This window comes from Xanthomonas sp. NCPPB 1325 (assembly GCF_041477645.2).
Taxonomy (GTDB): Bacteria; Pseudomonadota; Gammaproteobacteria; order Xanthomonadales; family Xanthomonadaceae; genus Xanthomonas; species Xanthomonas cannabis.
On sequence record NZ_CM192985.1, the window covers coordinates 4326367 to 4348384 of the forward strand.

At 68.1% G+C, this 22018-nt stretch carries 19 protein-coding genes; 11 read left to right on the forward strand and 8 right to left on the reverse strand.

Annotated elements, in window-relative coordinates; translation table 11 throughout:
* Positions 1-16: 16 nt before the first annotated feature.
* The gene (locus ACCQ10_RS18320; protein WP_372361504.1) at positions 17-1075 is read right to left on the reverse strand and encodes a CDP-glycerol glycerophosphotransferase family protein; all 1059 of its coding nucleotides are present in this window, start codon (positions 1073-1075) and stop codon (positions 17-19) included.
* Between ACCQ10_RS18320 and ACCQ10_RS18325 the strand changes: the two genes are divergently transcribed.
* The gene (locus ACCQ10_RS18325) at positions 1076-1900 is read left to right on the forward strand and encodes a glycosyltransferase family 2 protein (RefSeq protein ID WP_039413609.1); all 825 of its coding nucleotides are present in this window, start codon (positions 1076-1078) and stop codon (positions 1898-1900) included. It begins immediately after the preceding gene.
* Positions 1901-1919: 19 nt separating this feature from the next.
* Here ACCQ10_RS18325 and ACCQ10_RS18330 read toward each other — a convergent pair whose 3' ends face one another.
* The 5 genes from ACCQ10_RS18330 to def all read right to left on the reverse strand — a co-directional run bounded on the left by ACCQ10_RS18330 (position 1920) and on the right by def (position 8274).
* Positions 1920-3206 carry an O-antigen ligase family protein gene (locus tag ACCQ10_RS18330; protein WP_372361505.1) on the reverse strand — a complete coding sequence of 429 codons (1287 nt, stop codon included), beginning with the start codon at positions 3204-3206 and terminating at the stop codon, positions 1920-1922.
* 151 nt (positions 3207-3357) lie between these two features.
* Positions 3358-5079 (reverse strand): ArnT family glycosyltransferase, encoded by a 1722-nt coding sequence (locus ACCQ10_RS18335; protein WP_372361506.1) that lies wholly within the window; start codon positions 5077-5079, stop codon positions 3358-3360.
* Between the two features lie 48 nt (positions 5080-5127).
* Positions 5128-6438 (reverse strand): 16S rRNA (cytosine(967)-C(5))-methyltransferase RsmB, encoded by a 1311-nt coding sequence (gene rsmB / locus ACCQ10_RS18340; protein ID WP_372361507.1) that lies wholly within the window; start codon positions 6436-6438, stop codon positions 5128-5130.
* Positions 6438-7361: a methionyl-tRNA formyltransferase gene (gene fmt / locus ACCQ10_RS18345; RefSeq protein ID WP_039413618.1), complete on the reverse strand. Its 924-nt coding sequence runs from the start codon at positions 7359-7361 to the stop codon at positions 6438-6440. Before fmt ends, rsmB begins: the two co-directional genes overlap by 1 nt.
* Before the next feature lie 400 nt (positions 7362-7761).
* Positions 7762-8274, reverse strand: a complete 513-nt coding sequence (gene def, locus ACCQ10_RS18350; RefSeq protein WP_047694659.1) for a peptide deformylase — start codon at positions 8272-8274, stop codon at positions 7762-7764.
* 130 nt (positions 8275-8404) lie between these two features.
* Between def and ACCQ10_RS18355 the strand changes: the two genes are divergently transcribed.
* The 9 genes from ACCQ10_RS18355 (at position 8405) to ACCQ10_RS18395 (ending at position 18548) form a co-directional block, all read left to right on the forward strand.
* Positions 8405-9541, forward strand: coding sequence for a LysM peptidoglycan-binding domain-containing protein (locus ACCQ10_RS18355; RefSeq protein ID WP_184555630.1), 1137 nt, complete (start codon positions 8405-8407; stop codon positions 9539-9541).
* Positions 9542-9612: 71 nt separating this feature from the next.
* Positions 9613-10749, forward strand: a complete 1137-nt coding sequence (gene dprA / locus ACCQ10_RS18360) for a DNA-processing protein DprA (protein WP_372361508.1) — start codon at positions 9613-9615, stop codon at positions 10747-10749.
* 42 nt (positions 10750-10791) lie between these two features.
* Positions 10792-11265: a DUF494 family protein gene (locus ACCQ10_RS18365; protein ID WP_003484452.1), complete on the forward strand. Its 474-nt coding sequence runs from the start codon at positions 10792-10794 to the stop codon at positions 11263-11265.
* A 40-nt stretch (positions 11266-11305) separates the two neighbouring features.
* Positions 11306-12028 carry a pilin gene (locus ACCQ10_RS18370; protein WP_372361509.1) on the forward strand — a complete coding sequence of 241 codons (723 nt, stop codon included), beginning with the start codon at positions 11306-11308 and terminating at the stop codon, positions 12026-12028.
* A gap of 41 nt (positions 12029-12069) precedes the next feature.
* Positions 12070-13347, forward strand: coding sequence for an RDD family protein (locus ACCQ10_RS18375; RefSeq protein ID WP_372361510.1), 1278 nt, complete (start codon positions 12070-12072; stop codon positions 13345-13347).
* 182 nt (positions 13348-13529) lie between these two features.
* Entirely contained in the window at positions 13530-16025 is a 2496-nt protein-coding gene (locus tag ACCQ10_RS18380) for a DNA topoisomerase I (protein WP_372361511.1), read from the forward strand.
* 8 nt (positions 16026-16033) lie between these two features.
* A complete protein-coding gene (gene tsaC / locus ACCQ10_RS18385) occupies positions 16034-16597 on the forward strand; it encodes an L-threonylcarbamoyladenylate synthase type 1 TsaC (RefSeq protein WP_166752327.1) in 564 nt (187 codons plus the stop codon).
* 521 nt (positions 16598-17118) lie between these two features.
* Positions 17119-17892 (forward strand): DUF4124 domain-containing protein, encoded by a 774-nt coding sequence (locus ACCQ10_RS18390; RefSeq protein ID WP_372361512.1) that lies wholly within the window; start codon positions 17119-17121, stop codon positions 17890-17892.
* Positions 17889-18548, forward strand: a complete 660-nt coding sequence (locus tag ACCQ10_RS18395) for a DUF4124 domain-containing protein (protein ID WP_372361513.1) — start codon at positions 17889-17891, stop codon at positions 18546-18548. The genes ACCQ10_RS18390 and ACCQ10_RS18395 overlap by 4 nt, the downstream gene beginning before the upstream one ends.
* Before the next feature lie 370 nt (positions 18549-18918).
* Here ACCQ10_RS18395 and ACCQ10_RS18400 read toward each other — a convergent pair whose 3' ends face one another.
* A complete protein-coding gene (locus ACCQ10_RS18400) occupies positions 18919-19695 on the reverse strand; it encodes an SDR family oxidoreductase (protein ID WP_047694792.1) in 777 nt (258 codons plus the stop codon).
* 106 nt (positions 19696-19801) lie between these two features.
* On the opposite strand from ACCQ10_RS18400, the gene ACCQ10_RS18405 reads away from it, so the two are divergent.
* Positions 19802-20017 (forward strand): hypothetical protein, encoded by a 216-nt coding sequence (locus tag ACCQ10_RS18405; protein WP_039414920.1) that lies wholly within the window; start codon positions 19802-19804, stop codon positions 20015-20017.
* Positions 20018-20081: 64 nt separating this feature from the next.
* Here ACCQ10_RS18405 and sppA read toward each other — a convergent pair whose 3' ends face one another.
* Complete coding sequence (gene sppA, locus ACCQ10_RS18410; RefSeq protein WP_166752331.1) at positions 20082-21983, reverse strand: signal peptide peptidase SppA; 1902 nt, start codon at positions 21981-21983, stop codon at positions 20082-20084.
* Positions 21984-22018 lie beyond the last annotated feature (35 nt).

Sequence of the window (22018 nt, forward strand, 5' to 3'; positions counted from 1 at the left end):
CGCCAGCTAACGGTGCTCAGCGCTGCGCCGGCCCCCAATAACCGAGTTCGCGCCGGATCTGCAGGCCGCGCCAGAGCGCACCCAATGGTCTGGGTCGCAACGTCCCGAGCTTGCCGGCGATGAAGTCGTCGGTGGCGGCAATCACCCGCTGCGACGATTGCCCGTCGCGATACGGATGAATCGCATCGGCATAACTGGCCAGCGCACTGCGCAGCGCCGCATCCGGCGCCAACGCGCGCGCCAGCTGCTGCGGCAATTGCCCGGGCTGCTGGAAGTCCAGCATATGCGGCTGCGGCACGCGGTTGCGGAAGGTCACCACCGGTTTGTGCTGCACCACGAACTCGGACACGATCGACGAGGTATCGGACACAAGCACATCGGCCGCACGCTGCGCGGCAATCACCTCTTCGGGCTCGACGAACCGCGCGTTGGCACCGGCCAGCGCGCGATAGCGGTCAAACAGCTCCGGCGCGCACTTGGGATGCAGGGTGAGCAGCCAGTAGTGCGCACCGCGCGCGATGTCGGCGGCGATCTCGTCGTAGAGCACCGGTGCTGCACTGAGGCGCTCGGTGAAGGTGGAACCGAACAGCAGCACCGGGCGGCCATTGGCCGGCGCACGCAGCGCGGCGCTGTGCCCGCCATCGTCGCGGAACACCGGGTCGAGCTTGGGCCAGCCGGTTTCGGCCACGACAAAATGCCCTTCGCGCTCGGCCAGTGCGCGAAACGGCGCGGTGGTGGCCGGGCCTTGCGTGCAATACAGATCGAACAGCCCGCGCACACGGAAGTGGCCGCGGTTGTCTTCGCGTTTCTGCACGTTGAAGCCATGGAACAGCTGCACCTTGGCACCGGCGATGAATGGCGGCACCCAGTTGGCCGCGCTGAACACCGCGCGCGGGCGCAAGGCCAGCGCATCGCGCAGGCCGACCTCGCGCACTCCCGGCAGCACCAGCCCGCGGGCACCGCCTTCGTACCAGGCGGCCACGGTGTCGCCGCGGGCCTGTAATGCCTGCGCCAATGGCGCCAGAATAGGCAACGCGTAACGCTCCGTTGCGAACAGCAGGTAATCGGCCATCACATGTCCTCTTCGACCGCACCCGACGAACGGCCTCGCATCAGCGCCTGCATTATCGCGTTCAACGAGGCCGATCGCCTACGCGACTGTCTGACCTCGCTGGCGTTCTGCGATGAGATCGTGGTGGTGGACTCCGGCTCCACCGATGCCACTGCGGCCATTGCCGGCGCGCACGGTGCGCGCGTGGTGCAACGCGCCTTCGATGGCTACCGCAGCCAGAAGGCGTATTGCGTGCAGCAGGCCAGCCACGACTGGGTGCTGTGCCTGGATGCGGACGAGCGCATCAGCGAGCGCTTGCGCGCATCGATCATCGCCGCACGCGATGCCGGGTTTCCTGCTGCTGCCGGTTACCGCTTCGCGCGGCTGTCGGACTATTTCGGCCGCTTCCTGCGGCATGGCAACGCGTATCCGGACCGAGTGCTGCGCCTGTTCGATCGACGCCGCGGCGGCTGGCGCGGCAAGCGCGAGATCCACGAGGCGGCCAGCGTGGATGGTGCAGTGATCACGTTGCCCGGCGACCTGATCCACTACCCCTATCGCTCCTTGATGCAGCAGCTGTCCAAGACCCAGCGCTACGCACAGATGATGGCCGAGCACGATTACGCGCGCGGCAAGCGCGCCACCTGGAGCAAGCTGGTGCTGGCGCCGGCGTGGCGCTTCTGGCGCGGCTATCTGCTGCGCGGCGGCTTCCGCGACGGCTGGCACGGGCTGATCTACGCTTATGTGCGCGCCAACTACGTGCGCCAGAAGACCATCATGCTGTGGCTGTTGCAGCACCGGCAGCCGGTGCAGGACCCGCCGCGCGCAGCGGAACCGCGCGGCGACTGAGTGCGCGGGCGCTGCCGGGTCACACCCCGTTACGGGTGACCTGCAATCCCGTCGCGGCCTGCTGCGCCTGGCGCGCTGCCAGCCCCGCCAGCACGCCCACCATCGCGTTATAGAAACTGGCCGCCACCTGGTGCGCGAACATCGACTGGGTCAGCCCGCACAGCGCGTAGCTGATCACGAACATCACCCCGGCTGCGGCCGGTCCGCGGAACTGCACCTGCCCACTGCGCCGATGCAGGCGCACGAACAGCCACAGCGGCACGCCGTAGACCGCAATCAGCAACAGCAACCCGGGCACGCCCTGGGTGGCGCCCCATTCGGCCAGGTCGTTGTGCGCATGGCCCAGATGGCAACGAAACAGGGCGTTGTCGGCCGCGCACGCCGGCAGCTCATGCATCGCATCGTCGAAACGGCCAACGCCGACGCCGGCGAGCGGATGTGCACGCAAGGTGTCCCAGGCCACGTGCAGGCGTTCGATGCGCGCACCGGCGGAAGAATCGCTGTCGCCGACCTCATAACGCTGCAGATCGCGCTGCAACTCTCCCACGCGCATCTGGTCGGTCAAGGCGGGCACGCTGGCGATCACACCCACGGCCACGACCGCCCCACCGACGAAGGTGAGCAGGCGTATGCGCGCGCTGTGCCAGGGCGCGCCCCAGATCAGGACGCCCACGGTTGCCAGCAAGGCCAGCCAGACCCCGCGACTGCCGCTGAGCACGATCACCACCACCGTGGCGATGGCCGCGCCCACCAGCCAGCGCACGGCGCCGGTGGGCCGGCAGAACGCCACCACCACCAGCAGCATCATTGCGATGTCGGCAAAGACAATGGCGTTGGTGAAGCCTTCGGCACGGTCGGCGCCACGCATCACCTGCACGATCGCGATCACCATGGCCGCCGCCAAGCCGGCCAGCGCGCCCCGCCACAGCCAGATCTGGCGCGGCTGCAAGGCATAGGCCCACAACGCCGCCCACGGCAGCACCAGAAAGCGCGAACGGTTGCCTACATCGCGCAGGCCATGCTCGAACAAGGCGATCGACAGCAGCGACATCGCAATCACCGCCACCGTCAGCCATCCCAGCGTACGCAAGGTCACATCACGCGCGGCGATGCCGCCCCGCAGGCTGCGCCACCCCAGCAACGACCCAAGCAGCAGGCACAGGCCGAACGGCAACAGGCCGCTGGGCATGCTCACCACCAGGGCGGTGAGCGCAAACACGCCCAGCTCGGCCATCCCCACCCCCGCCCGTGATACGACGGGCGCAGTGATGTCACGCGAGGCAGGCGGGGTGTGCAAGGAAGTCATCGACAGATCGGCAGCAAAAGGGAGGTGGAACAGGCAGGGGGTGTCAGCGACGCCGGCCAAGCTAACGATGCGGCGCATGAATCCCTGCTAGACGGGCACCGGCGCGCGCATTGACGCAGCGCCTGCCGCACGGGCCGCGGGCATGCGCGCCTCACTCGACGTCCAGGTTGCCCTGCTCCTTTTCTTCGACCGCCTTCTCGGTGGAGCTGGCCACGCAGTCGCCCTGCACCGCATCGGCCGGCACCAGCCACCAGCGGCGGCGATTGGCCACGCCGACCAGTTGGCTGCGGCTGCGATCCACGCAGCCCAGCAAGGCGGTCTCCTGCACCATCAGCCAGCGCTGGCCCGGTTGCGCGGCCTGCCAGGCCACGCCGCGGCGCAGCTGTTCTTCCCACGGCACCTTGAAGCCGAAGGTCTGTGCCGGGCGGTCGGCCATCAGCAGGTTCTGCTCCTTCCAGGCCACCAGGCCGAGCTGTGCGTCCGGGCCGATGCGCCGGCCAACCTCGCGCATCACCGAACCGGCCGAACTGGAGTCGTTGAAGACGGGGTAGCAGACCAACCCGAACGCCACCCACCACGCGCCCAGCAGCGAGGCGGCCGCCAGCGCGGAGCGGCGCACGCGCAACAGCAGCAGGCTGGCCACGCCCCAACCGCCGACCGCCAGCAGCAGCCAGCCCAGCGGGTCGGTCGCTTCGCTGCCGACACCGCGGCTGTCCATGATCTTCTGCTCGAACCCCGGATGCCCGATCAGCATCGCCGCCCCACCCGCAGCGAAGGCCACCGTCAGCAGCACCACGAAGCCGAACAACAGCCGTTGCACGCCGGCCCGGCGCAGCAGCCCGGCCGCCAACGGTGCCAGCGCCAGGCAGAACATCGGCAGCGCCGGCAGGATGTAGACATCGCGCTTGCCGCTGGGAATGGTGAAGAACACCAGCACCAGCAGCCACCACGCCAGCGGCAGCAGATAACGCGCATCGCGTCGCCGCAACCGCCGCCGCCACGCCGGCACCGCCCACGGCAGCAGCAGGATGGTCGGCAGCCACATCGTGGCCATGCTCTGCAGGTGGTACCACACCGGCTGCGCATGGTCCCAGGAGCTGGCGTAGCGCTTGGCGGTCTGGCGCAGCAGGATGTCGTTGAGATACACGCGGTATTCGGGCTGGCCGGCAGTCAGCGCGGTGACCATCATCGGCACGAACCACAGCGCGATCGCCACGAAAAAGAACAGCGGCCCGAGCCAGAAGCGGCGGTCGCGCACATGCACGCGCACGCCCGGCCAGCCGCGCGCTGCGGCAATCCCGGCCGGGATCAGCATCAGCAGTGCGATGATGCCCACGCCCTTGGTGATCACCCCCAGCCCGGCGGCGAACCAGCCCAGCGTCCACCAGCGCCAGGCCGGGCCCATCAGCAGATGCCGCAGCAAGCCGTAATTGGCCAGGGTGATCCAGAACACCACCAGCGGGTCGATCTGCGCCTTCTTTGCCTGGAAGGTGAAGTGCAGCGTGAACAACAGCATCCAGGCCGCGTAAGCGCCCACCCGCCGCGTCCACAACCGCCGGCCCAGGTCGTAGACGCAGGCCAGGGTGCCCAGCGCCGCGAGCAGCGACGGCAGCAGAAACGCCACCCGCCAGTTGCCCAGCAGCGTGTAGAACAGCGCCTGCAGCCACATCAGCATGGGCGGCTTGTCCGAGTACAACTCGTTGCCGCGGTGCGGGAACAGCCAGTCCCCGCTCATCACCATCTGCTTGGCGACCAGCGCAAAGCGCGGCTCGTCCGACGGCCAGGGGTCACGCAATCCGAGGCCGGCACCGATCACCAGCACAGCGGTGATGGCCAGCAGCCAGAAATCCTTCGAGGCACGGGTCTTGAGCATGGCGGGCAGCAGCGGGATGCGGGAGGGGGCGCCGGAACCGGCGCGCGATCAGGAGGCTTTTAGCAAACGTGCGTAGAAGAACCCGTCGCAGTGCTGCTCGCCGGGGAAGCGCTGCCGCCCCGGCCCCGCCGCGTGGCCGAACTGCGCCCCCAGCGGCTGTGCCTGTGCATCGGGCGTGCGCTGCAGGAAGGCGTCGATCTGCGCCTGGTTTTCGCGCGCCAGCAGCGAGCAGGTGGTGTAGAGCAGTTGCCCGCCCGGCCGCAAGGTACGCCAGCTTGCATCCAGCAGGCGTGCCTGCAGCGCACACAGCGCATCGATGTCGTCGGCCCGGCGATGCAGCAGCACGTCCGGCTGACGCCGCACCACCCCGGTAGCCGAACACGGCGCATCCAGCAGCACCGCATCGAACGGCTGGCCGTCCCACCATGCGTCCGTATCGGCCGCGTCGGCCGCGTGCAATGCCACCTGCGCCGTCGGCACGGTGCGCTGCAGGGTCTGCTGCACGCGCTCCAGGCGGCGCGCATCCACGTCCAGCGCGGTGAGCTGCAGCGCCGGGTGCCGTTCCAGCAGATGCGCCGCCTTGCCACCGGGTGCGGCACAGGCATCGAGCACGCGCGCCGATGGCGCCAGCGGCAACGCATCGGCCACCTGCTGCGCCGACCCGTCCTGCACCGAGACCTCGCCTTCGGCAAAGCCGGGCAACTGGCTGACCGGCACGGCCATGGACAGGCGCACCGCATCCGGCAGCACCGGGTCGGCCTGCGCGGCGATGCCCGCGTCGGTCAGACGTGTCACATAGGTGGCCGGGTCGGTGCGCCCGCGATGGACCCGCAGCCACATCGGCGCCATCTGCGCGCTGGCGGTAAAAATGGCTTCGGCACGCTCACCCCAGTCCGCGCGCAACTGCTTGCGCAGCCACGACGGCCAACCGGCGTCGTCGGCCACCGCCGGAAATCCTTCGCGCTGGGCGCGCCGCAAGATCGCGTTGACCATGCCGGCCTGACGGGGCCGGCCCAGTGCGCGGCACGCCTCCACGGTGGCCGACAACGCCGCGTGCGCGGGCAATTGCAGCACGTCGAGTTGCGCAAAGCCGGCCATCAGCAACGCCTTGAGTTCGGCATCGCGGGGCGGTAACGGACGTTCCAGCCATTGCCGCAACGCCACGTCATACGCCGGGCGCCGGCGAATGACCGCAAAGCAGATCGCCTCCACCAGCGCGCGATCACGTGGATCGGCCACGCCGGGCAAGGTGGCGGCCAGCTCGGCCTTCAACGAGCGGCCCTGGTCGAATACCGCCGTCAGCACCCGCGCCGCAGCCAGGCGCGAGCCAACGCCCGCCGCCACCGTATCGGCCGACATCAGCGCAGCGCCGGCAGGTCGCGGCGCGCGTTGAGGTAATCGGCGGCGGTAATCGCCTTGCCGCCCTCACGCTGCAACACGCGCACCCGCAGCGCGCCCTGCCCGCAGGCGATGTCGATGCCCTGTTTGCTGGCGGCCAGCAGGGTGCCCGGCGGCTGTTGATGCGCCAGCTCCAGCGCCACCGCGCCATGCAGGCGCACCCGCTCGCCGGCCAGGACCGCCTCGGCCACCGGCCACGGGTTGAACGCGCGCACGCGCCGCGCCAGTTCCTGCGCCGGCTGCGCCCAGTCCAGCCGCGCCTGCGCCTTGTCCAGCTTGTGCGCATAGGTCACGCCCTCGGCCGGCTGCGGTTGCGCCACCGGACGGATGCCGGCGCGCAACAGACCCAGGCCGTCGGACAGCACCTGCGCGCCCAGCGCAGCCAGGCGGTCGTGCAGCTGCCCGCCGGTTTCCTGCTCGCCGATCTCGATGCGTTGCGACAACAGCACCGGGCCGGTATCCAGGCCGGCTTCCATCTGCATCAGGCACACACCGGTTTCGGTATCGCCGGCCTCGATGGCGCGCTGGATCGGCGCGGCGCCACGCCAGCGCGGCAACAGCGAGGCATGCACGTTCCAGCAGCCGTGGGTCGGCGCGGCCAGTACCGCCTTGGGCAGGATCAGCCCGTACGCCACTACCACCATCAGGTCCGCATCGAGCCCGCGCAGCGTGGCCAGCGCCTCGGGCGAGCGCAGGGTCTGCGGCTGGTAGACCGGAATGCCGCGCGCGATCGCTTCCAGCTTGACCGGCGAGGGGGTCAGCCCGCGCCCGCGCCCGGCCGGCCGATCCGGCTGTGTGTAGACCGCCACCACTTCATGCCGCTGCGCGGCCGCGCGCAAAGAGGCGACAGCGAAGTCCGGTGTACCGGCGAAGATAATTCTCATAGGGCGGGGATTCGGGATTTAGGATTCGGGATTGGCAACGGCGGGGGTGCTGGCCGGGGCGGGAGTAGCGTGGGGCTGAAAGGCGCAGAGCGGGATTTACGCTGGAGATTGGGCTAACCGGCGCCAGCACCCGCGTGCCCCATCATCGATCGGGTGCGCTGAGAAGCGGGAATTGCATCCAGGAATTCGAAGCCCGTAATAGGCAGCGGCTTGGCGGTCACGCATTCCGCGCCCGAGGTTTCAAGGCCATCCACCCCGGGACTTGCCGCAATGGCAATGTGCCGGCATAGCCCTCAAATCGCACCGAGATCAGCGCTCAACGATTTGAAACCAGCCGACTCACAGGCGTGCAAAAACCCGCGCTTACCAATCCCGAATCCCGAATCCCCAATCCCAGCCCTCAAGCCACATGCTTGCGCTGCTTGGCCAGCTTCTTGCGCACCATCTCGCGCTTGAGCGGAGACAGATAGTCCACGAACAGCTTGCCGTCTAGGTGGTCCATCTCGTGCTGGATGCACACCGCCAGCAGGCCGTCGGTGCTGAGCTCCTGTGCCTTGCCGTCGCGGTCCAGGTAACGCACGGTGATCGCATCGGCGCGGCTGACATCGGCAAAGATGCCCGGCACCGACAGGCAGCCTTCCTGGTACACCTGTTCGCCCTGGCGGGTGGCGATTTCAGGATTGATGAACACCTGCGGGGCGTTCTTCTCTTCGCTGACGTCGATCACCATGAAGCGCTTGTGCACGTCCACCTGACTGGCGGCCAGGCCGATGCCGGGCGCCTCGTACATGGTCTGGAACATGTCGTCGAGCAAGGTCTGGAACGCCGGGCTGGTGACCTCGGCCGCATCGACCGGCACGGCCTTGGTACGCAGCCGCGGATCGGGAAATTCGAGAATAGGGAGCAAAGCCATGGGGTTACCCGTCTGGGACACCGGCGCGGCGCCGGCAAGACGGTGTCATTCTAGCGCAATGCTTGCGTGGCGCCCCGGTTTCTGGACTATAGTGCGCGGACCTGTTGGGGAATCAGGCAAGAAGGCACTCATGTTGAACCGACTTCGTACGGTCGTCGCTGCGGCGATGCTGACCGTCGCGACCTACGCTGCCGCGCAAGCGGTGGGCGAGCATCCAGAGACCTATGTGGTCCGCAAGGGCGATACCTTGTGGGACATCGCCGGGCGTTTCCTGCAAAAACCATGGCTGTGGCCGGAAATCTGGCAGGCCAATCCGCAGATCCAGAATCCGCACCTGATCTATCCGGGTGACGTGATCAGCCTGGCCTATCTGGATCGCGTCGGCAAAGGCACCATCCAGCCCGGCCCGCGCCAGGAAGCGCCGATCAACGCCATTCCGCTGGCCGACGTCGAGCCATTCCTGAAGAACCTGCGCGTGGTCGACGACTTCGATCAGCTGCCCTACGTGGTGGGCCTGGAAGGCGGCCGCACGCGCGCCACCACCGGCCAGGTCGCTTACGTGGTCGGCCTGGAGAACGCGCAGCCGGGCCAGCGCTTTGCGGTGGTTCGCCCCACCGTGAAGTTCAGCCTGCCCAAGCACAACGAAGACCTGGACATGGCGGGCAACATCACCGCCGGCTCCGGCAACATCTGGAAGAACTTCATCGCGCCGAGCAAGCGCCGCGAGTTCCTCGGTTATGAGCTGGCGCAGGTCAACGTCGGCACCATCACCCGAAGCGCGGCAGGCGGCAACTCCAAGGCGGCGACCCTGCTGTTGCAGGACAGCGGCCGCGAGGTGCGCGCCGGCGATCGCATCGTCGCGGTCGAAGCACAGCCCTACGATCTGCAGTTCATCCCGCACCCGCCGTCCGAACAGGCGCTGCAGACCGAACTGCGCGTGCTGGCCATCTCCGACGCCTTCATCGTCGGCGGCACCCGCGACGTGATCGCCATCTCCGGCGGCGCCCGCGAAGGCATCAACAACGGCACCGTGTTCTCGATCTGGCGCAAGGGCCGCACGGTCAGCGACCGCGTCAAGCACGCGCGCTTCTCGCGGACCGACGACGATTTCAGCGGCCCGTCCGGCTCCACCGTCGGCCTGCCCGACGAATACGCCTCGCATGCGATGGTGTTCCGCACCTTCGACAAGGTGAGCTATGCGCTGGTGATGGAAAGCGTCAAGCCGACCGGCCTGGGGTACTTCGTCAAGCATCCCGACGCGCAGTAAGCGAAAATTCCGATGCATCAACGCGACGGCGCCCGAGGGCGCCGTCGTCGTTTGCGGCCTAGCCTGAATGCATGGCCCTGACTGCTCCCGACCTGCGCGCCCTGCTGATCCTGCTACTGGCAGGCGGCCGTAGCCCACCGCGAAAGGCATTGCTGACCACCTTCGCGTCGGCGGCCGAGATGCTGGCGGCCGGGCCCGAGGCGTGGCGCTCCGCCGGCTGCGACGAGGTGCAATCGCAGCGCCTGCACGCACCCGACCAGCAGGCGCTGGATGCGGCCCTGCACTGGTGCACACAGCCCGGGCACCACCTGATCGGCTGGCACGATCCGGACTACCCGGCCCTGCTGCGTCATATCGCCAATCCGCCCATGGCCCTGTTCGTGGACGGCGACCCCAACGCGCTCTGGCACCCGGGCGTGGCCGTGGTGGGCAGCCGCTCGGCCACCGCCGCCGGCCGCGACCATACCCGCGCGTTCGCCTCCAGCCTGGCGGGCGCCGGGCTGAGCATCGTCAGCGGCATGGCCGCAGGCGTGGACGCGATCGCACACGAAGCCGCGCTGACCCACCGCGAAGCCATCACCGTGGCAGTGGTCGGCACCGGCACCGACGTAGCCTATCCCGAGCGGCACCAAGGCTTGCGCGATCGCATCGCCGCACGTGGCGCGGTGGTCAGCGAATACCTGCCGGGCACCGGCCCGGTGGCGGCGCACTTCCCGGCCCGCAACCGGATCATCGCCGGGCTAGCCCTGGGCACGCTGGTGGTGGAAGCGGCGATGCGCTCCGGCGCCCTGATCACCGCACGCCTGGCGGCAGAAGCCGGCCGCGAGGTATTTGCCCTGCCCGGCTCGCTGCACAACCCGCTCGCCCGCGGCTGCCACCACCTGATCCGCCAGGGCGCCACGCTCGCGCAGGAACCGGCCCAGGTCATCGACGGGTTGGGCCTGCTGTCGGGCGAATTGGCCAGCGCCTTGCGCGAACGCCTGAGCGCCCCCGCTCAGGAGGCCAGGCCGGTGCGCACCACCACTTCCGTGCGCTCGGACCCGGACTACCAGCGCTTGTGGCAGGCGCTGGGCCACGACCCAACCCCTATGGATTCCCTGGTTCAGCGCACCGGATTGACGGCCGCCGCGCTGTCCTCCATGCTGCTCATCATGGAACTGGAGGGAGACGTGGTCACCGAGCACGGTCGCTATACCCGCAATCCTTAGTTTCTTCACCTCCACAGCGTCGCGCGACGCAGGCCGAGGGCAATGAAAGAGAGCATTCTCGATGTACTGCTGTACCTGTTCGAACATTACTTCAGCGAAGACGCGGACCTGGTCCGTGACCGTGACTCGCTACAAAATGGCCTGATCCAGGCCGGTTTCAGCCCCGCAGAAATCAGCAAAGCCTTCGATTGGCTGGACGCGCTCTCCGAGCAGCGGCCCAGCGTCGCGCGCCCGCATGTCGACGGGCCGGTGCGGATCTATCACGGGCCGGAGCTGGACAAGCTGGACGTGGACTGCCGTGGGTTCCTGCTGTTCCTCGAGCAACACCGCATTCTCGATGCCGATCAGCGCGAGCTGGTGCTGGACCGCGCCATGGCGCTGGACCAGGACGAGCTGGACCTGGACGACCTCAAATGGGTGGTGCTGATGGTGCTGTTCAACCAGCCCGGCGCCGAAGCGGCCTATGCCTGGATGGAAACCCAGATGTTCCTAGACGAGCCTGAACCCGTACACTGAGCCTTGAAGCCGCCACGGACGTGCGTGCAGGGGAACGGGGATGCGCAGTTGGTATTACGCCGATGGCAATCGCCATCGGCTCGGGCCGGTGGCCGAGGACGCCTTGCTGGGTCTGTATCGCGATCACCTGATCGCCCTGGATACGTTGGTCTGGCGAGAAGGACTGGACCAGTGGCTGCCCTTGTCCGCCTGCGCCGACACCCTTGGTCCGCCAATTTCCACTGATGTGCGTGCGGCATCGGTTCCGCCGCCATTGCCGCCCGCTGCGGCGCACGCTCCGCTTCCTCATGCGCCCGCACCGCCTCTGCACCCACGCGGCAATACCACTGGCTGGCCGTTGATTGCAGTGCTGGGCGCGGTGGCCGGCGTCTTCGTCGTGGTCGGCGTGATCGGGATCCTTGCCGCGATCGCGTTCCCGGCCTACAACGACTATCTGAACCGTGCCAGGGTGGCCGAGGCGATTGGCGAGTTGGCACCGTTAAAGCCGCAGATCGCCGAATTTCTTGCGAGCGAAGGTCGCTGCCCGGTCAACGATGACGCTGGCTTTAAGCCACCCGAGCAGTACGCGAGCGAGCGCTTGAGCAGCGTGCGCATTGGCCGTTTCGAGACGACCGAATGCGGCATCGAAGCGGTCATCCACGCGCCCAAGTCGGCCAGAATCGACGGCAAGGCGCTGTGGCTGGATCTGGATGCGGAGGCCGGGAGCTGGAACTGCAGTTCCGAGATCGACGACGCCCAACTTCCGCCGCATTGCCGCGGCTGACCGCCTGCGGCACGCCAATGGCTATACGTTAAGGGGACGACATGACGCAGTGGTATTACGCCGATGCACAGCGGCAACGCCAGGGACCGGTGGACACGGACACGCTTGCCGCGCGCCTGTCGCAGGGCATCATCGACCGCTCCAGCCTGGTCTGGCGCGAAGGCCTGCCGCAATGGGTGGCCCTGCACGAGGTCGCCGCTGAACTGGGCCTTGATGACGCGGGGCCTGCGGTGCCCGAGGCCGGCGGGCCGCCGCGCGTGGAAACACCGACCGATGCATCGCTGTCGGCTGCCGACAGCGCCGACGGCGCGCGTGCGATGGCGTCGCCAGTCGCGGCCCGGCCGGTCAATGACCACGCTGCCACGGCATCGCCCGCGCAGACGGCCGTTGCCGACGCCAGCGGCAGCGCCGTCGCTGGTGCCGCTGTGGCCACCGGCCTTGCCGGTCAATCTCCTTCGGTCGATTCTCCAGCCCACCCGCCACGCGACCACGCCCCATCACCGGACCGGCCGGCATGGTCTGCCCCGCCGGCAGACGCCACCGCCCCACCGCCAGCGTCGGGGCCGAGCCTGAGCGAGACCGCCGGAGCGGCTTCGGCACCCGGAAACGCACCGGCAAGTGCGACGACGCCGCTTCCCGACGCCTGGGGTGACCCGGCCCTCGCCGCGCCCGCGGCAAGCGGTGCACTGCAGGATGCGCCGGTCGTCTACGCCGGCCTGTGGCGGCGCGTGGCCGCCAGCATCCTCGACAGCCTGATCACCACCTTCGCGGTGTACCTGATCGTGATCCCGCTGGTGTTCGTGGTGGCGTTGATGACCACCCGCGGCGACTCCGGTTCGGCCCTGGACGACGGCAGCGCGCTCGGCATTGCGATCCTGGTGATGTCCTACGGCATCGGCCTGGCCATTCCCACGCTGTACTTTGCCTGGATGCAGTCCAGCCGGCTGCAGGCCAGCCTGGGCAAACTCGCCTGTGGCATCAAGGTGGTGCGCGCCGACAGCAACGGTGCCCGGGTCGGGTTCTGGCGCAACGTGCTGCGGTACCTGGCCTATATGCTGATCAGCGTCCTGACCTTGGGGATCGGCGCGGTCGTGGCGGCCTTCATGGCCGGCATGACCCAGCGCAAACAGACCCCGCACGACAAGATCTGCGACACCCTGGTGGTGGACCGCTGGGCCTTCACCGACCGCCCGGAGCTGCAGTCGCGGGGCCTGGACACGGTCACGATCGTGGTGCTGGCCATTTATGCGGTGCTGCTGGTGCTCTCCATCGTGGTCGTCGCGATCATGCTGGCAACCGTCGGAATGAGCCAGAGCTAGCAGTTCGCCGCGCCAGGCGCTTGACACGGCGGCGTCCGCCGTGATCTTTCTAATAAGACGACTGAACGCCCGGGACTACTCCCCGGGCGTTAACGTGTGGGAAACGGCCGATCTGCTTCCCTCGACCGGCCAATTAGGCCACGCTACCCGCCCCCCGGGCTCTGCCCCAAGAAGTTGCCACCATGCCCAAGCACCTGCTCATCGTCGAATCGCCCGCCAAGGCCAAGACGATCAATAAATACCTCGGCAAGGACTTCACCGTCCTGGCCTCGTATGGGCACGTGCGCGACCTCGTCCCCAAGGAGGGCGCGGTCGATCCGGACAACGGCTTTGCGATGCGTTACGACCTGATCGAGAAGAACGAGAAGCATGTCGAGGCCATCGCGCGCGCCGCCAAGGGCGCCGACGACATCTTCCTGGCGACCGACCCGGACCGCGAGGGCGAGGCGATCAGCTGGCACATCGCCGAGATCCTAAAAGAGCGCGGCCTGCTCAAGGACAAGCCGATGCAGCGGGTGGTATTCACCGAGATCACCCCGCGCGCGATCAAGGAAGCGATGCTCAAGCCGCGCGCGATCGCCGCCGACCTGGTGGATGCGCAGCAGGCCCGCCGCGCGCTCGACTACCTGGTGGGCTTCAACCTGTCGCCGGTGCTGTGGCGCAAGGTGCAGCGCGGCCTGTCCGCCGGCCGCGTGCAGTCGCCGGCCCTGCGCATGATCGTCGAGCGCGAAGAAGAGATCGAAGCCTTCATCCCGCGCGAATACTGGTCCATCGACGCGCACTGCCGGCATCCCTCGCAGGCATTCAACGCGCGACTGATCAAGCTGGACGGGCAGAAGTTCGAGCAGTTCACCGTCACCGACGGCGACACCGCCGAAGCGGCGCGCCTGCGCATCCAGCAGGCCGCGCAAGGCGTGCTGCATGTGACCGACGTGGCCAGCAAGGAGCGCAAGCGCCGCCCTGCCCCGCCGTTCACCACGTCCACGCTGCAGCAGGAAGCTTCGCGCAAGCTCGGCTTCACCACCCGCAAGACCATGCAGGTGGCGCAGAAGTTGTACGAAGGCGTGGCGCTGGGCGATGAAGGCTCGGTCGGCCTGATCAGCTATATGCGTACCGACTCGGTGAACCTGTCGCAGGACGCGCTGGCGGAAATCCGCGATGTGATCGCGCGCGATTTCGGCACCGCCTCGCTGCCCGACCAGCCCAACGCCTACACCACCAAATCCAAGAACGCGCAGGAAGCCCACGAAGCGGTGCGGCCGACCTCGGCATTGCGCACACCGGCCCAGGTGGCGCGCTTTCTGTCCGACGACGAGCGCCGCCTGTACGAGCTGATCTGGCGCCGCGCGGTGGCCTGCCAGATGATTCCGGCCACGCTCAATACCGTCAGCGTGGATCTGTCGGCCGGCAGCGAGCACGTGTTCCGCGCCAGCGGCACCACCGTGGTGGTGCCGGGTTTCCTGGCCGTCTACGAAGAAGGCAAGGACACCAAGAGCAGCGAGGACGAGGACGAAGGCCGTAAGCTGCCGCTGATGAAGGCCGGCGACAACATCCCGCTGGACCGCATCGTCACCGACCAGCACTTCACCCAGCCGCCGCCGCGCTTCACCGAAGCGGCGCTGGTCAAGGCGCTGGAGGAATACGGCATCGGCCGTCCGTCCACCTACGCCTCGATCATCCAGACCCTGCAGTTCCGCAAGTACGTCGAGATGGAAGGCCGCAGCTTCCGCCCGACCGACGTGGGCCGGGCGGTGTCCAAGTTCCTGTCCGGGCACTTCACCCGCTACGTGGATTACGACTTCACCGCCAACCTGGAAGACGATCTGGATGCGGTGTCGCGCGGCGAAGCCGAATGGATCCCGTTGATGGAGAAGTTCTGGGGCCCGTTCAAGGAACTGGTCGAGGACAAGAAGGATTCGCTGGACAAGACCGACGCCGGCAGCGTGCGCGTGCTCGGCACCGACCCGGTCAGCGGCAAAGAGGTGAGTGCGCGCATCGGCCGCTTCGGCCCGATGGTGCAGATCGGCACCGTCGAAGACGAAGAAAAGCCGACGTTTGCATCGCTGCGGCCGGGCCAGAGCATCTATTCGATCTCCATCGAGGATGCGCTGGAACTGTTCAAGATGCCGCGCGCGCTTGGCCAGAACAAAGATCAAGACGTCAGCGTCGGCATCGGTCGTTTCGGCCCGTTTGCGCGCCGTGGCAGCGTGTACGCCTCGCTGAAGAAAGAGGACGACCCGTACACCATCGATCTGGAACGCGCGGTATTCCTGATCGAAGAGAAGGAAGAGATCGCGCGCAACCGCGTGATCAAGGAATTCGAGGGCAGCGACATCCAGGTGCTCAACGGCCGCTTCGGCCCGTACATCAGCGATGGCAAGCTCAATGGCAAGATCCCCAAGGAGCGCGAGCCGTCGTCGTTGACGCTCGCCGAGGTGCAGCAACTGCTGGCCGACACCGGCAAGCCGGTGCGCAAGGGCTTTGGCGCCAAGAAGGCCACGCTGAAGAAGAATGCGGTCAAGGATTCGGCCAAGGAAGCGAAGGACGCCGCCAAGAAGACCACGGTCAAGAAAACCGCCACCAAGACGGCAGCGAAGAAAGCGCCGGCCAAGAAGGCCGCCACCAAGAAGGCGGCCAAGCGCGTGGTCAAGAAAACCGTGAGCAAGGCGGCAGGCTGAGGCAGCGCATGGACCACACGCTGAGCCCGAACAGCGCGGTCGCTACCCTGCAACGGGGCGGCGTGATCGCCTACCCGACCGAAGCGGTCTGGGGCCTGGGCTGCGATCCGGCACAGGAAGCGGCGGTACTGCGGCTGCTGGAGATCAAGCGGCGCCCCGTCGACAAGGGCGTGATCGTGGTGGCGTCCGCCATCGAGCGGCTGTACGACTGGATCGATCTCGATGCGCTGGCGCCGGCGCGCCGGCAGGACGTGCTGGCCAGCTGGCCCGGCCCGCATACCTGGATCCTGCCGGTCACGTCCCGCGCGCCGCGCTGGGTCACCGGCACGCACGACGGGCTGGCCGTGCGCATCAGCGCGCATCCGGTGGTGGCTGCGCTGTGCGCGGCCTGGGGCGGCCCGCTGGTGTCCACCAGCGCCAACCTGGCAGGCGAGCCCCCCGCGCGCAGCCGCGAGGCCCTGGACCCGGCCCTGCTGGCGACCATCGACGGCGTGGTGGCGGGCGATGTCGGCGGGCAGGCGCAACCCACCCAGATCCGCGACGCACGGACCGGCCAGGTGCTGCGCGACTGAGCCACCGCCGGCCGAACAAGCCGGCGTCATGCGCATGCTGCGGGTTGGTGTCATCTTTACTTTCCGTGTGCGTGCGTTGGCGCAAGGCACGGCGCCACCGCGTTTGGTCCAAGGTGCACTGGACAGCGCCCGTCTGGCGGTTGCTGCGCTGCCGTGCAGGCCGCATCAGGCACGCACCTGGCCCGGCCGCTCGACCACGCCGCGCCCGGTCCCGACGCCCCTCTTCCGTCTTCGGCGGCTGTGCCTCCCGCATGCGACGCATGCCAGCCCGCTTCGCCTGATCGGCAGGTCCTCGGTAACGACCCGGCGCGGCAGGCCCTGAGCTCTCGGCCGGGTATCGATCAACGAGCGGTCTCCTGGAGCGGCCGGGTTCCGCCACAAGCAGCACCCGGGCACCTGCGGCAGTGCCCAGCCTGGCAAGCTCAGCGCCTTCAGTGACGCTGCCATGCCGCGGCACGACGGCGTCGCAGGCGACCGCCAGCCACTTTGCGGCGCGGCCGCCGAGCGCGCACACTCAGGCCATGCGTACTCCCCTGACTCTTCTGTTGCTGGCCTGCGCACTGCCCGCAGCGGCAGCGAGCACGGCCAGCAAGCCCGACCCCAACGTGCGCGTGTACCGCTGCGTCAGCAGCACCGGTACCGTCGCCTTGCAGGATGCGCCGTGCAGCGGCGGCCGCCAGCAGGTGCTGGACATGCAGCGTCCGCAGGATCCGCCGCCACGCCCGGCACACGTTCAAGCGCCCGCCCCGGCCGCCGCCGCACCCGCGCGCGAGGTGCGCATCGTGACCGTGCAACCGCCGCAGCCGATGTACGAGTGCACCACCGAAGACGGCCAGCGCTATACCAGCGACAGCCCGGAAGGCAATCCGCGCTGGGTGCCGACCTGGGGGCCGGCCTATGTGGGAAATGGCATCGCCCCGCCTTCGCCCCCCGCTGGCACCCTGCGCCCGCCGCTACCGGTTAGCCCGCGCCCGGCGATCTCGGTGCAGGGTGGTTCCGGACGCGGCAGCCTGCGCGGCAGCGCCAGCTTTGGCGGTGGCAGCTATCAAGGTGGCTATCAGGGCGGATACCACGGTGGCGACTATGGCGGCACCGTGATCGTGCCCTACGGCAATGTGCAGGTCCGCGACGAATGCCACGCATTGCCGGAACAGGAAGTCTGCGCGCGGTTGGCAGACCGCCGCTGGGAGCTGATCCGTCGGTACAACAACGCACTGCAAAGCGAGCGCCAGGACCTCAGCCGCGAACAACGTGGCATCGAAGCGCGTCAGCAACGCGATTGCGGCGGCGCATGAACCGCACCCTGGTGGTATGCCTGCTATTGGGCGGGGTGTGGGGCGCCAGCGCCCAGGAGATGGCCATCTACCGTTGCACCGATCCCACCGGCGCGCTCACGGTGCAGAACATGCCGTGCCCGAAAGGCATGCAGCAACAGAAAAAGCTGATGACAGCCCCGGCCGCAGTGCCATTCGCGCCAGGCGGAGCGGCAACCGCTGCGCCTGCACGTGCCACGCAGCCACGCGCCGCTGCGCCAACCGCTGCGTCGGCGCCCGCCGCGCCAGCCGCGACGCCTCCCACCACGCCGGTGCCGGCAGCGACCTCCACCTCGACACTGCCACCGCCGCCGCTGTTCGAATGCACCGCGCACGATAACGGCCGCTATTTCACCGAAGACCGCGAACCGGCCACGCGTTGCCTGCCGATGCAGACCACCAATCTGGCCGGCGGGCCGGCCACCGGTGGCGGCAGCGCCTGCGAAGTGGTCACCGACCGCTGCGCACCGGTGCCGGACCAGAGCCTGTGCGAGGCCTGGCGCAAACGTGCCGAGCAGGCCGAATCCACCTGGCGCTTCTCCGATGAGGCGCAATCGGCCGAGCGCAAACAGCGCTACGACCAGATGCGGCGCGTGCTGGATGAAAGTCGCTGCGCCAATCCCGCCGCCACGCCCTGAGCGCGTGGCCTGATCACCGGCTGCAATGCGTTACGCAAACCGCGCTACGACCAGCTGCGGCGTGCGCGGGATGAAAACCGCCGCGCCAATCCTGCCGCGATGCCGTCAGCGCTGTTCCGATCATGGGCTGCACTGCATCGATGAAACGAACGTTGATCGGCATATATCGACAGGTGTTGCCAGGTAGTCCGCGCTGTATCTCGATCAGGCGCGAGGCGGTGCAGGCGCTGCGCGACGTGACCCATCGCCCCCATGTGCACTGCCGCCGGGCGGAACCTGGGCGCCGCACAGAACGCGACGCCGCGCAGCGACGCTGTGCCCTCGCCGCCAGTGCAACGACCGGCAACGTCGCCCTGCCGTGGCGCTGTGCTCAGAACCCGTAGCGCAGAAAGCCGCCATCCACCGCGATGCATTCGCCGGTGATGTAGCTGGCCGCCGGCAGGCATAAGAAGCCCACTGCGGCGGCCACTTCTTCGGGTTCGCCGATGCGGCGCATCGGGGTGCGCTCGATCACCTGCTCGTAGTAATCCGGATCCGCCAACGGCCCGGAGGTGCGGCGCGTGCGGATGTACCACGGCGCCACCGCGTTGACGCGGATGCCATCCTCGGCCCATTCCACTGCCAGGTTGCGCGTCATCTGCTGCAGGGCAGCCTTGGTCATGCCATACGGCGCACCGCTGCGCACATGGGTGATTCCGGACACGCTACCGACGTTGACGATGGCCGATGCGGCGTGCCGGGTCAGCAACGGATGCGCATAGCGCGACAGTTCGAACGCCGAAAACACGTTGGTTTCGAAGATGCCGCGCCACTCGTCCTCGGTGTAGTCGATCGCGGCGCGGGTGATGTTGCCGCCGGCGTTGTTGATCAACACATGCAGGCCGTCGGCATGATCTTCCACCCAGTCCAGGATCGCGCGGCGCTCCTCATCGTCGGCCACGTCGGCCGCCAGGCCATGCAGCTCGCGCTCGGGAAATTCCTCGGCCAGCTCATCGCGTGCCTGCGCCAGCGCATCGGCATCGCGCGCCACCATCAGCAGATCCGCGCCAAAACCCAGCAGCTCGCGTGCAATGGCCAGACCGATGCCGGCACTGGCGCCGGTGATGAGCGCGGTCTGTCCATCCAGCCGCCAGCGATGCATTGTCACGTGGGTGATCCTCTTCAAGACGCTGGGAAACGGCCGCTGCAGCGCAGTTGACGCGCATGCGTGGGCCGAGCGTTAGGATACCGCCACCCCGAGCGAGGTCACGACGATGAAGACGCATTGGATGCTTGCAGCCTGCCTGGCGGTGTCGCTGGGCGCCTGTCAGCGGCCGCAGCCCGCACCCACCGAACAGAAACCCGAACCGCAGGCCACCGCCTTGCGCGACCATATCCAGCAACCGCTGAACAAGGCGCACGCAGTGCAGGCCGCGACCGATCAGGCCGCCGAAGACCAGCGCAAGGCGATCGACGCAGCCACGCAGTAGAAACAACAACGCCGGCACATGGCCGGCGTTGTCGATACAGCAATCGCTGTCCAAGCGCGACGGCTCAGAACCCGCAGAAACAGTAGGCCAATGCCTTGACCGGCGTGCCGCCCGCCTTGCTGTCGTGCACGGCGCTTTCGACGAAGCGCAGCTGCGTGTCCACTTCCGGCAACGAGCGGGCCAGCAATGCACGTGCCATGCCCGAGTCGCCCAGCATCCACGCGCCCATGCGGCTGCCGGCGAACCCGCTCATGAACTGCGAAAACGGCGTCGCCGGTTTTTCCACATAGCGCACGCGGAACTTGCCACGGCCCAGCTTGGCGCGGTCGGCCGCATCGGCCACTGCGTCCTGCATGCCGCCGAAGGCATCCACCAGCCCATGTTGCTTGGCCTGCGCCCCGCTCCACACACGACCGCGCGCGACCTTGTCGATGGCCTCCACCGACTGGTGACGCGCCTGCGCCACCTTGCCGGTGAAGTCGGCATAACCCTTGTTGATCACGGCCTGGATCACCTGGCCAGCCGCCGGGTCCAACGGACGGGTGATGTCGAACGCACCGGCGAATCGCGTGGTGCCCACGCCGTCGGTGTGCACGCCGATCTTGTCCAGCGCGCGGGTCAGGTTGGGCACCATGCCGAAGATGCCGATGGAGCCGCTGATGGTCGACGGGTCGGCGTAGATGCGATCGGCATTCATGCTGATCCAGTAACCGCCGGACGCGGCCAGGTCGCCCATCGACACCACCACCGGCTTGCCGGCCTGCTTGAGCGCGACCACTTCACGGCGGATCTGTTCGGAGGCGAACACTTCGCCGCCGGGCGAATCCACCCGCAGCACCACCGCCTTGACCTCGTCGTCGTCGCGCGCCTGGCGCAGCAACGCCGCGGTGGACTCGCCACCGATGCGCCCGGCCGGCTGCTCGCCGCCACTGATTTCGCCGGCGGCCACCACCACGGCCACCTGCGGACGGCTGTCCATCGGCGAGCGCTGCGCCTGCAACTGGCTCAGGTAATCGTTGTAGCCGATGTTGCGGAAACCGCTGTCGGCATCGCTGTCGGCCACGCCGCGCTTGGTCAGCAGGGCATCGACGTCTTCGCGGGTCTTGAGCCCGTCCACCAGCTTCTGCTGCAGCGCGAACTTGGCCAGGTCGCCACCGGCGGCCACCACGCCCTCCGGCAGGGTGTCGATGCCGGCGGCCAGCTGCGCGGGCGTGAGCTTGCGCGCGGCGCCGACATCGGCCAGATAGCGCTGCCACACATCGTTCATCCAGAACAGGTCCGCTTCCTTGGCGTCGGCCGAGGCCGCGTCGAGGATGTACGGCTCGGCCGCAGACTTGTATTCGCCGACGCGGAACAGGTGCACGTCCACGCCGAGCTTGTCCTGCAGGCCTTCGCGGAAATACTGGCGATAGCGGCCAAGCCCTTCCATCAGCACGCTGCCCATCGGGTCCAGATAGACCTCGTTGGCCTGCGCGGCCAGCAGGTACTGGCCCTGGCTCATGCTTTCGCTGAAGGCCACGATCTGCTTGCCGGAGGCGCGCAGTTTCTGCAGCGCGGCGGCCACTTCGCGCTGCGAGGCGAAGCCGGCCGGCTGCAGCTTGTCCAGGTTCAACAGCACCCGCTCGATCTTGCGGTCCTTGCCGGCCGCCTCGATCACCCGCACCAGGTCGCGCAACTGCACTTCTTCGGCGCTCTTGTCGCCCACCGCCTTGGCCAGCGACCGGCTCACCGGGTCGGCGCTGAACTGCTCGACCAGGGTGCCTTCGGGGTTGATCACCAGGGTGGTGCGCTCGGCCAGGGGTTTGGTGCCGTCGCCGCGCGCGATCGCCACCACGAACAGCAGCAACAGCAGGAACAGAAAGCCAAAGAACACCAGGTTGAAGATCAGGCGCCGGGTGAAATTCATCACGTCCCACAGGCCGACGAAGAAGCTGGCGATGGGATTGCGACGCACGGGGTGGTTCATGGAAAACTCCGTCGAAAAGACGCTGCGTACAGATG

Bases quoted from the DNA above. Each gene is read 5' to 3' on its own strand.
- ACCQ10_RS18325 (WP_039413609.1), top strand. From the start codon at position 1,076: ATGTCCTCTTCGACCGCACCCGACGAACGGCCTCGCATCAGCGCCTGC.
- fmt (WP_039413618.1), bottom strand. From the start codon at position 7,361: ATGAGAATTATCTTCGCCGGTACACCGGACTTCGCTGTCGCCTCTTTG.
- ACCQ10_RS18390 (WP_372361512.1), top strand. From the start codon at position 17,119: ATGCGTACTCCCCTGACTCTTCTGTTGCTGGCCTGCGCACTGCCCGCA.
- def (WP_047694659.1), bottom strand. From the start codon at position 8,274: ATGGCTTTGCTCCCTATTCTCGAATTTCCCGATCCGCGGCTGCGTACC.
- ACCQ10_RS18335 (WP_372361506.1), bottom strand. From the start codon at position 5,079: ATGCTCAAGACCCGTGCCTCGAAGGATTTCTGGCTGCTGGCCATCACC.
- ACCQ10_RS18380 (WP_372361511.1), top strand. From the start codon at position 13,530: ATGCCCAAGCACCTGCTCATCGTCGAATCGCCCGCCAAGGCCAAGACG.
- sppA (WP_166752331.1), bottom strand. From the start codon at position 21,983: ATGAACCACCCCGTGCGTCGCAATCCCATCGCCAGCTTCTTCGTCGGC.
- ACCQ10_RS18330 (WP_372361505.1), bottom strand. From the start codon at position 3,206: ATGACTTCCTTGCACACCCCGCCTGCCTCGCGTGACATCACTGCGCCC.
- ACCQ10_RS18395 (WP_372361513.1), top strand. From the start codon at position 17,889: ATGAACCGCACCCTGGTGGTATGCCTGCTATTGGGCGGGGTGTGGGGC.
- ACCQ10_RS18355 (WP_184555630.1), top strand. From the start codon at position 8,405: ATGTTGAACCGACTTCGTACGGTCGTCGCTGCGGCGATGCTGACCGTC.
- dprA (WP_372361508.1), top strand. From the start codon at position 9,613: ATGGCCCTGACTGCTCCCGACCTGCGCGCCCTGCTGATCCTGCTACTG.
- rsmB (WP_372361507.1), bottom strand. From the start codon at position 6,438: ATGTCGGCCGATACGGTGGCGGCGGGCGTTGGCTCGCGCCTGGCTGCG.
- ACCQ10_RS18375 (WP_372361510.1), top strand. From the start codon at position 12,070: ATGACGCAGTGGTATTACGCCGATGCACAGCGGCAACGCCAGGGACCG.
- ACCQ10_RS18370 (WP_372361509.1), top strand. From the start codon at position 11,306: ATGCGCAGTTGGTATTACGCCGATGGCAATCGCCATCGGCTCGGGCCG.
- tsaC (WP_166752327.1), top strand. From the start codon at position 16,034: ATGGACCACACGCTGAGCCCGAACAGCGCGGTCGCTACCCTGCAACGG.
- ACCQ10_RS18405 (WP_039414920.1), top strand. From the start codon at position 19,802: ATGAAGACGCATTGGATGCTTGCAGCCTGCCTGGCGGTGTCGCTGGGC.
- ACCQ10_RS18365 (WP_003484452.1), top strand. From the start codon at position 10,792: ATGAAAGAGAGCATTCTCGATGTACTGCTGTACCTGTTCGAACATTAC.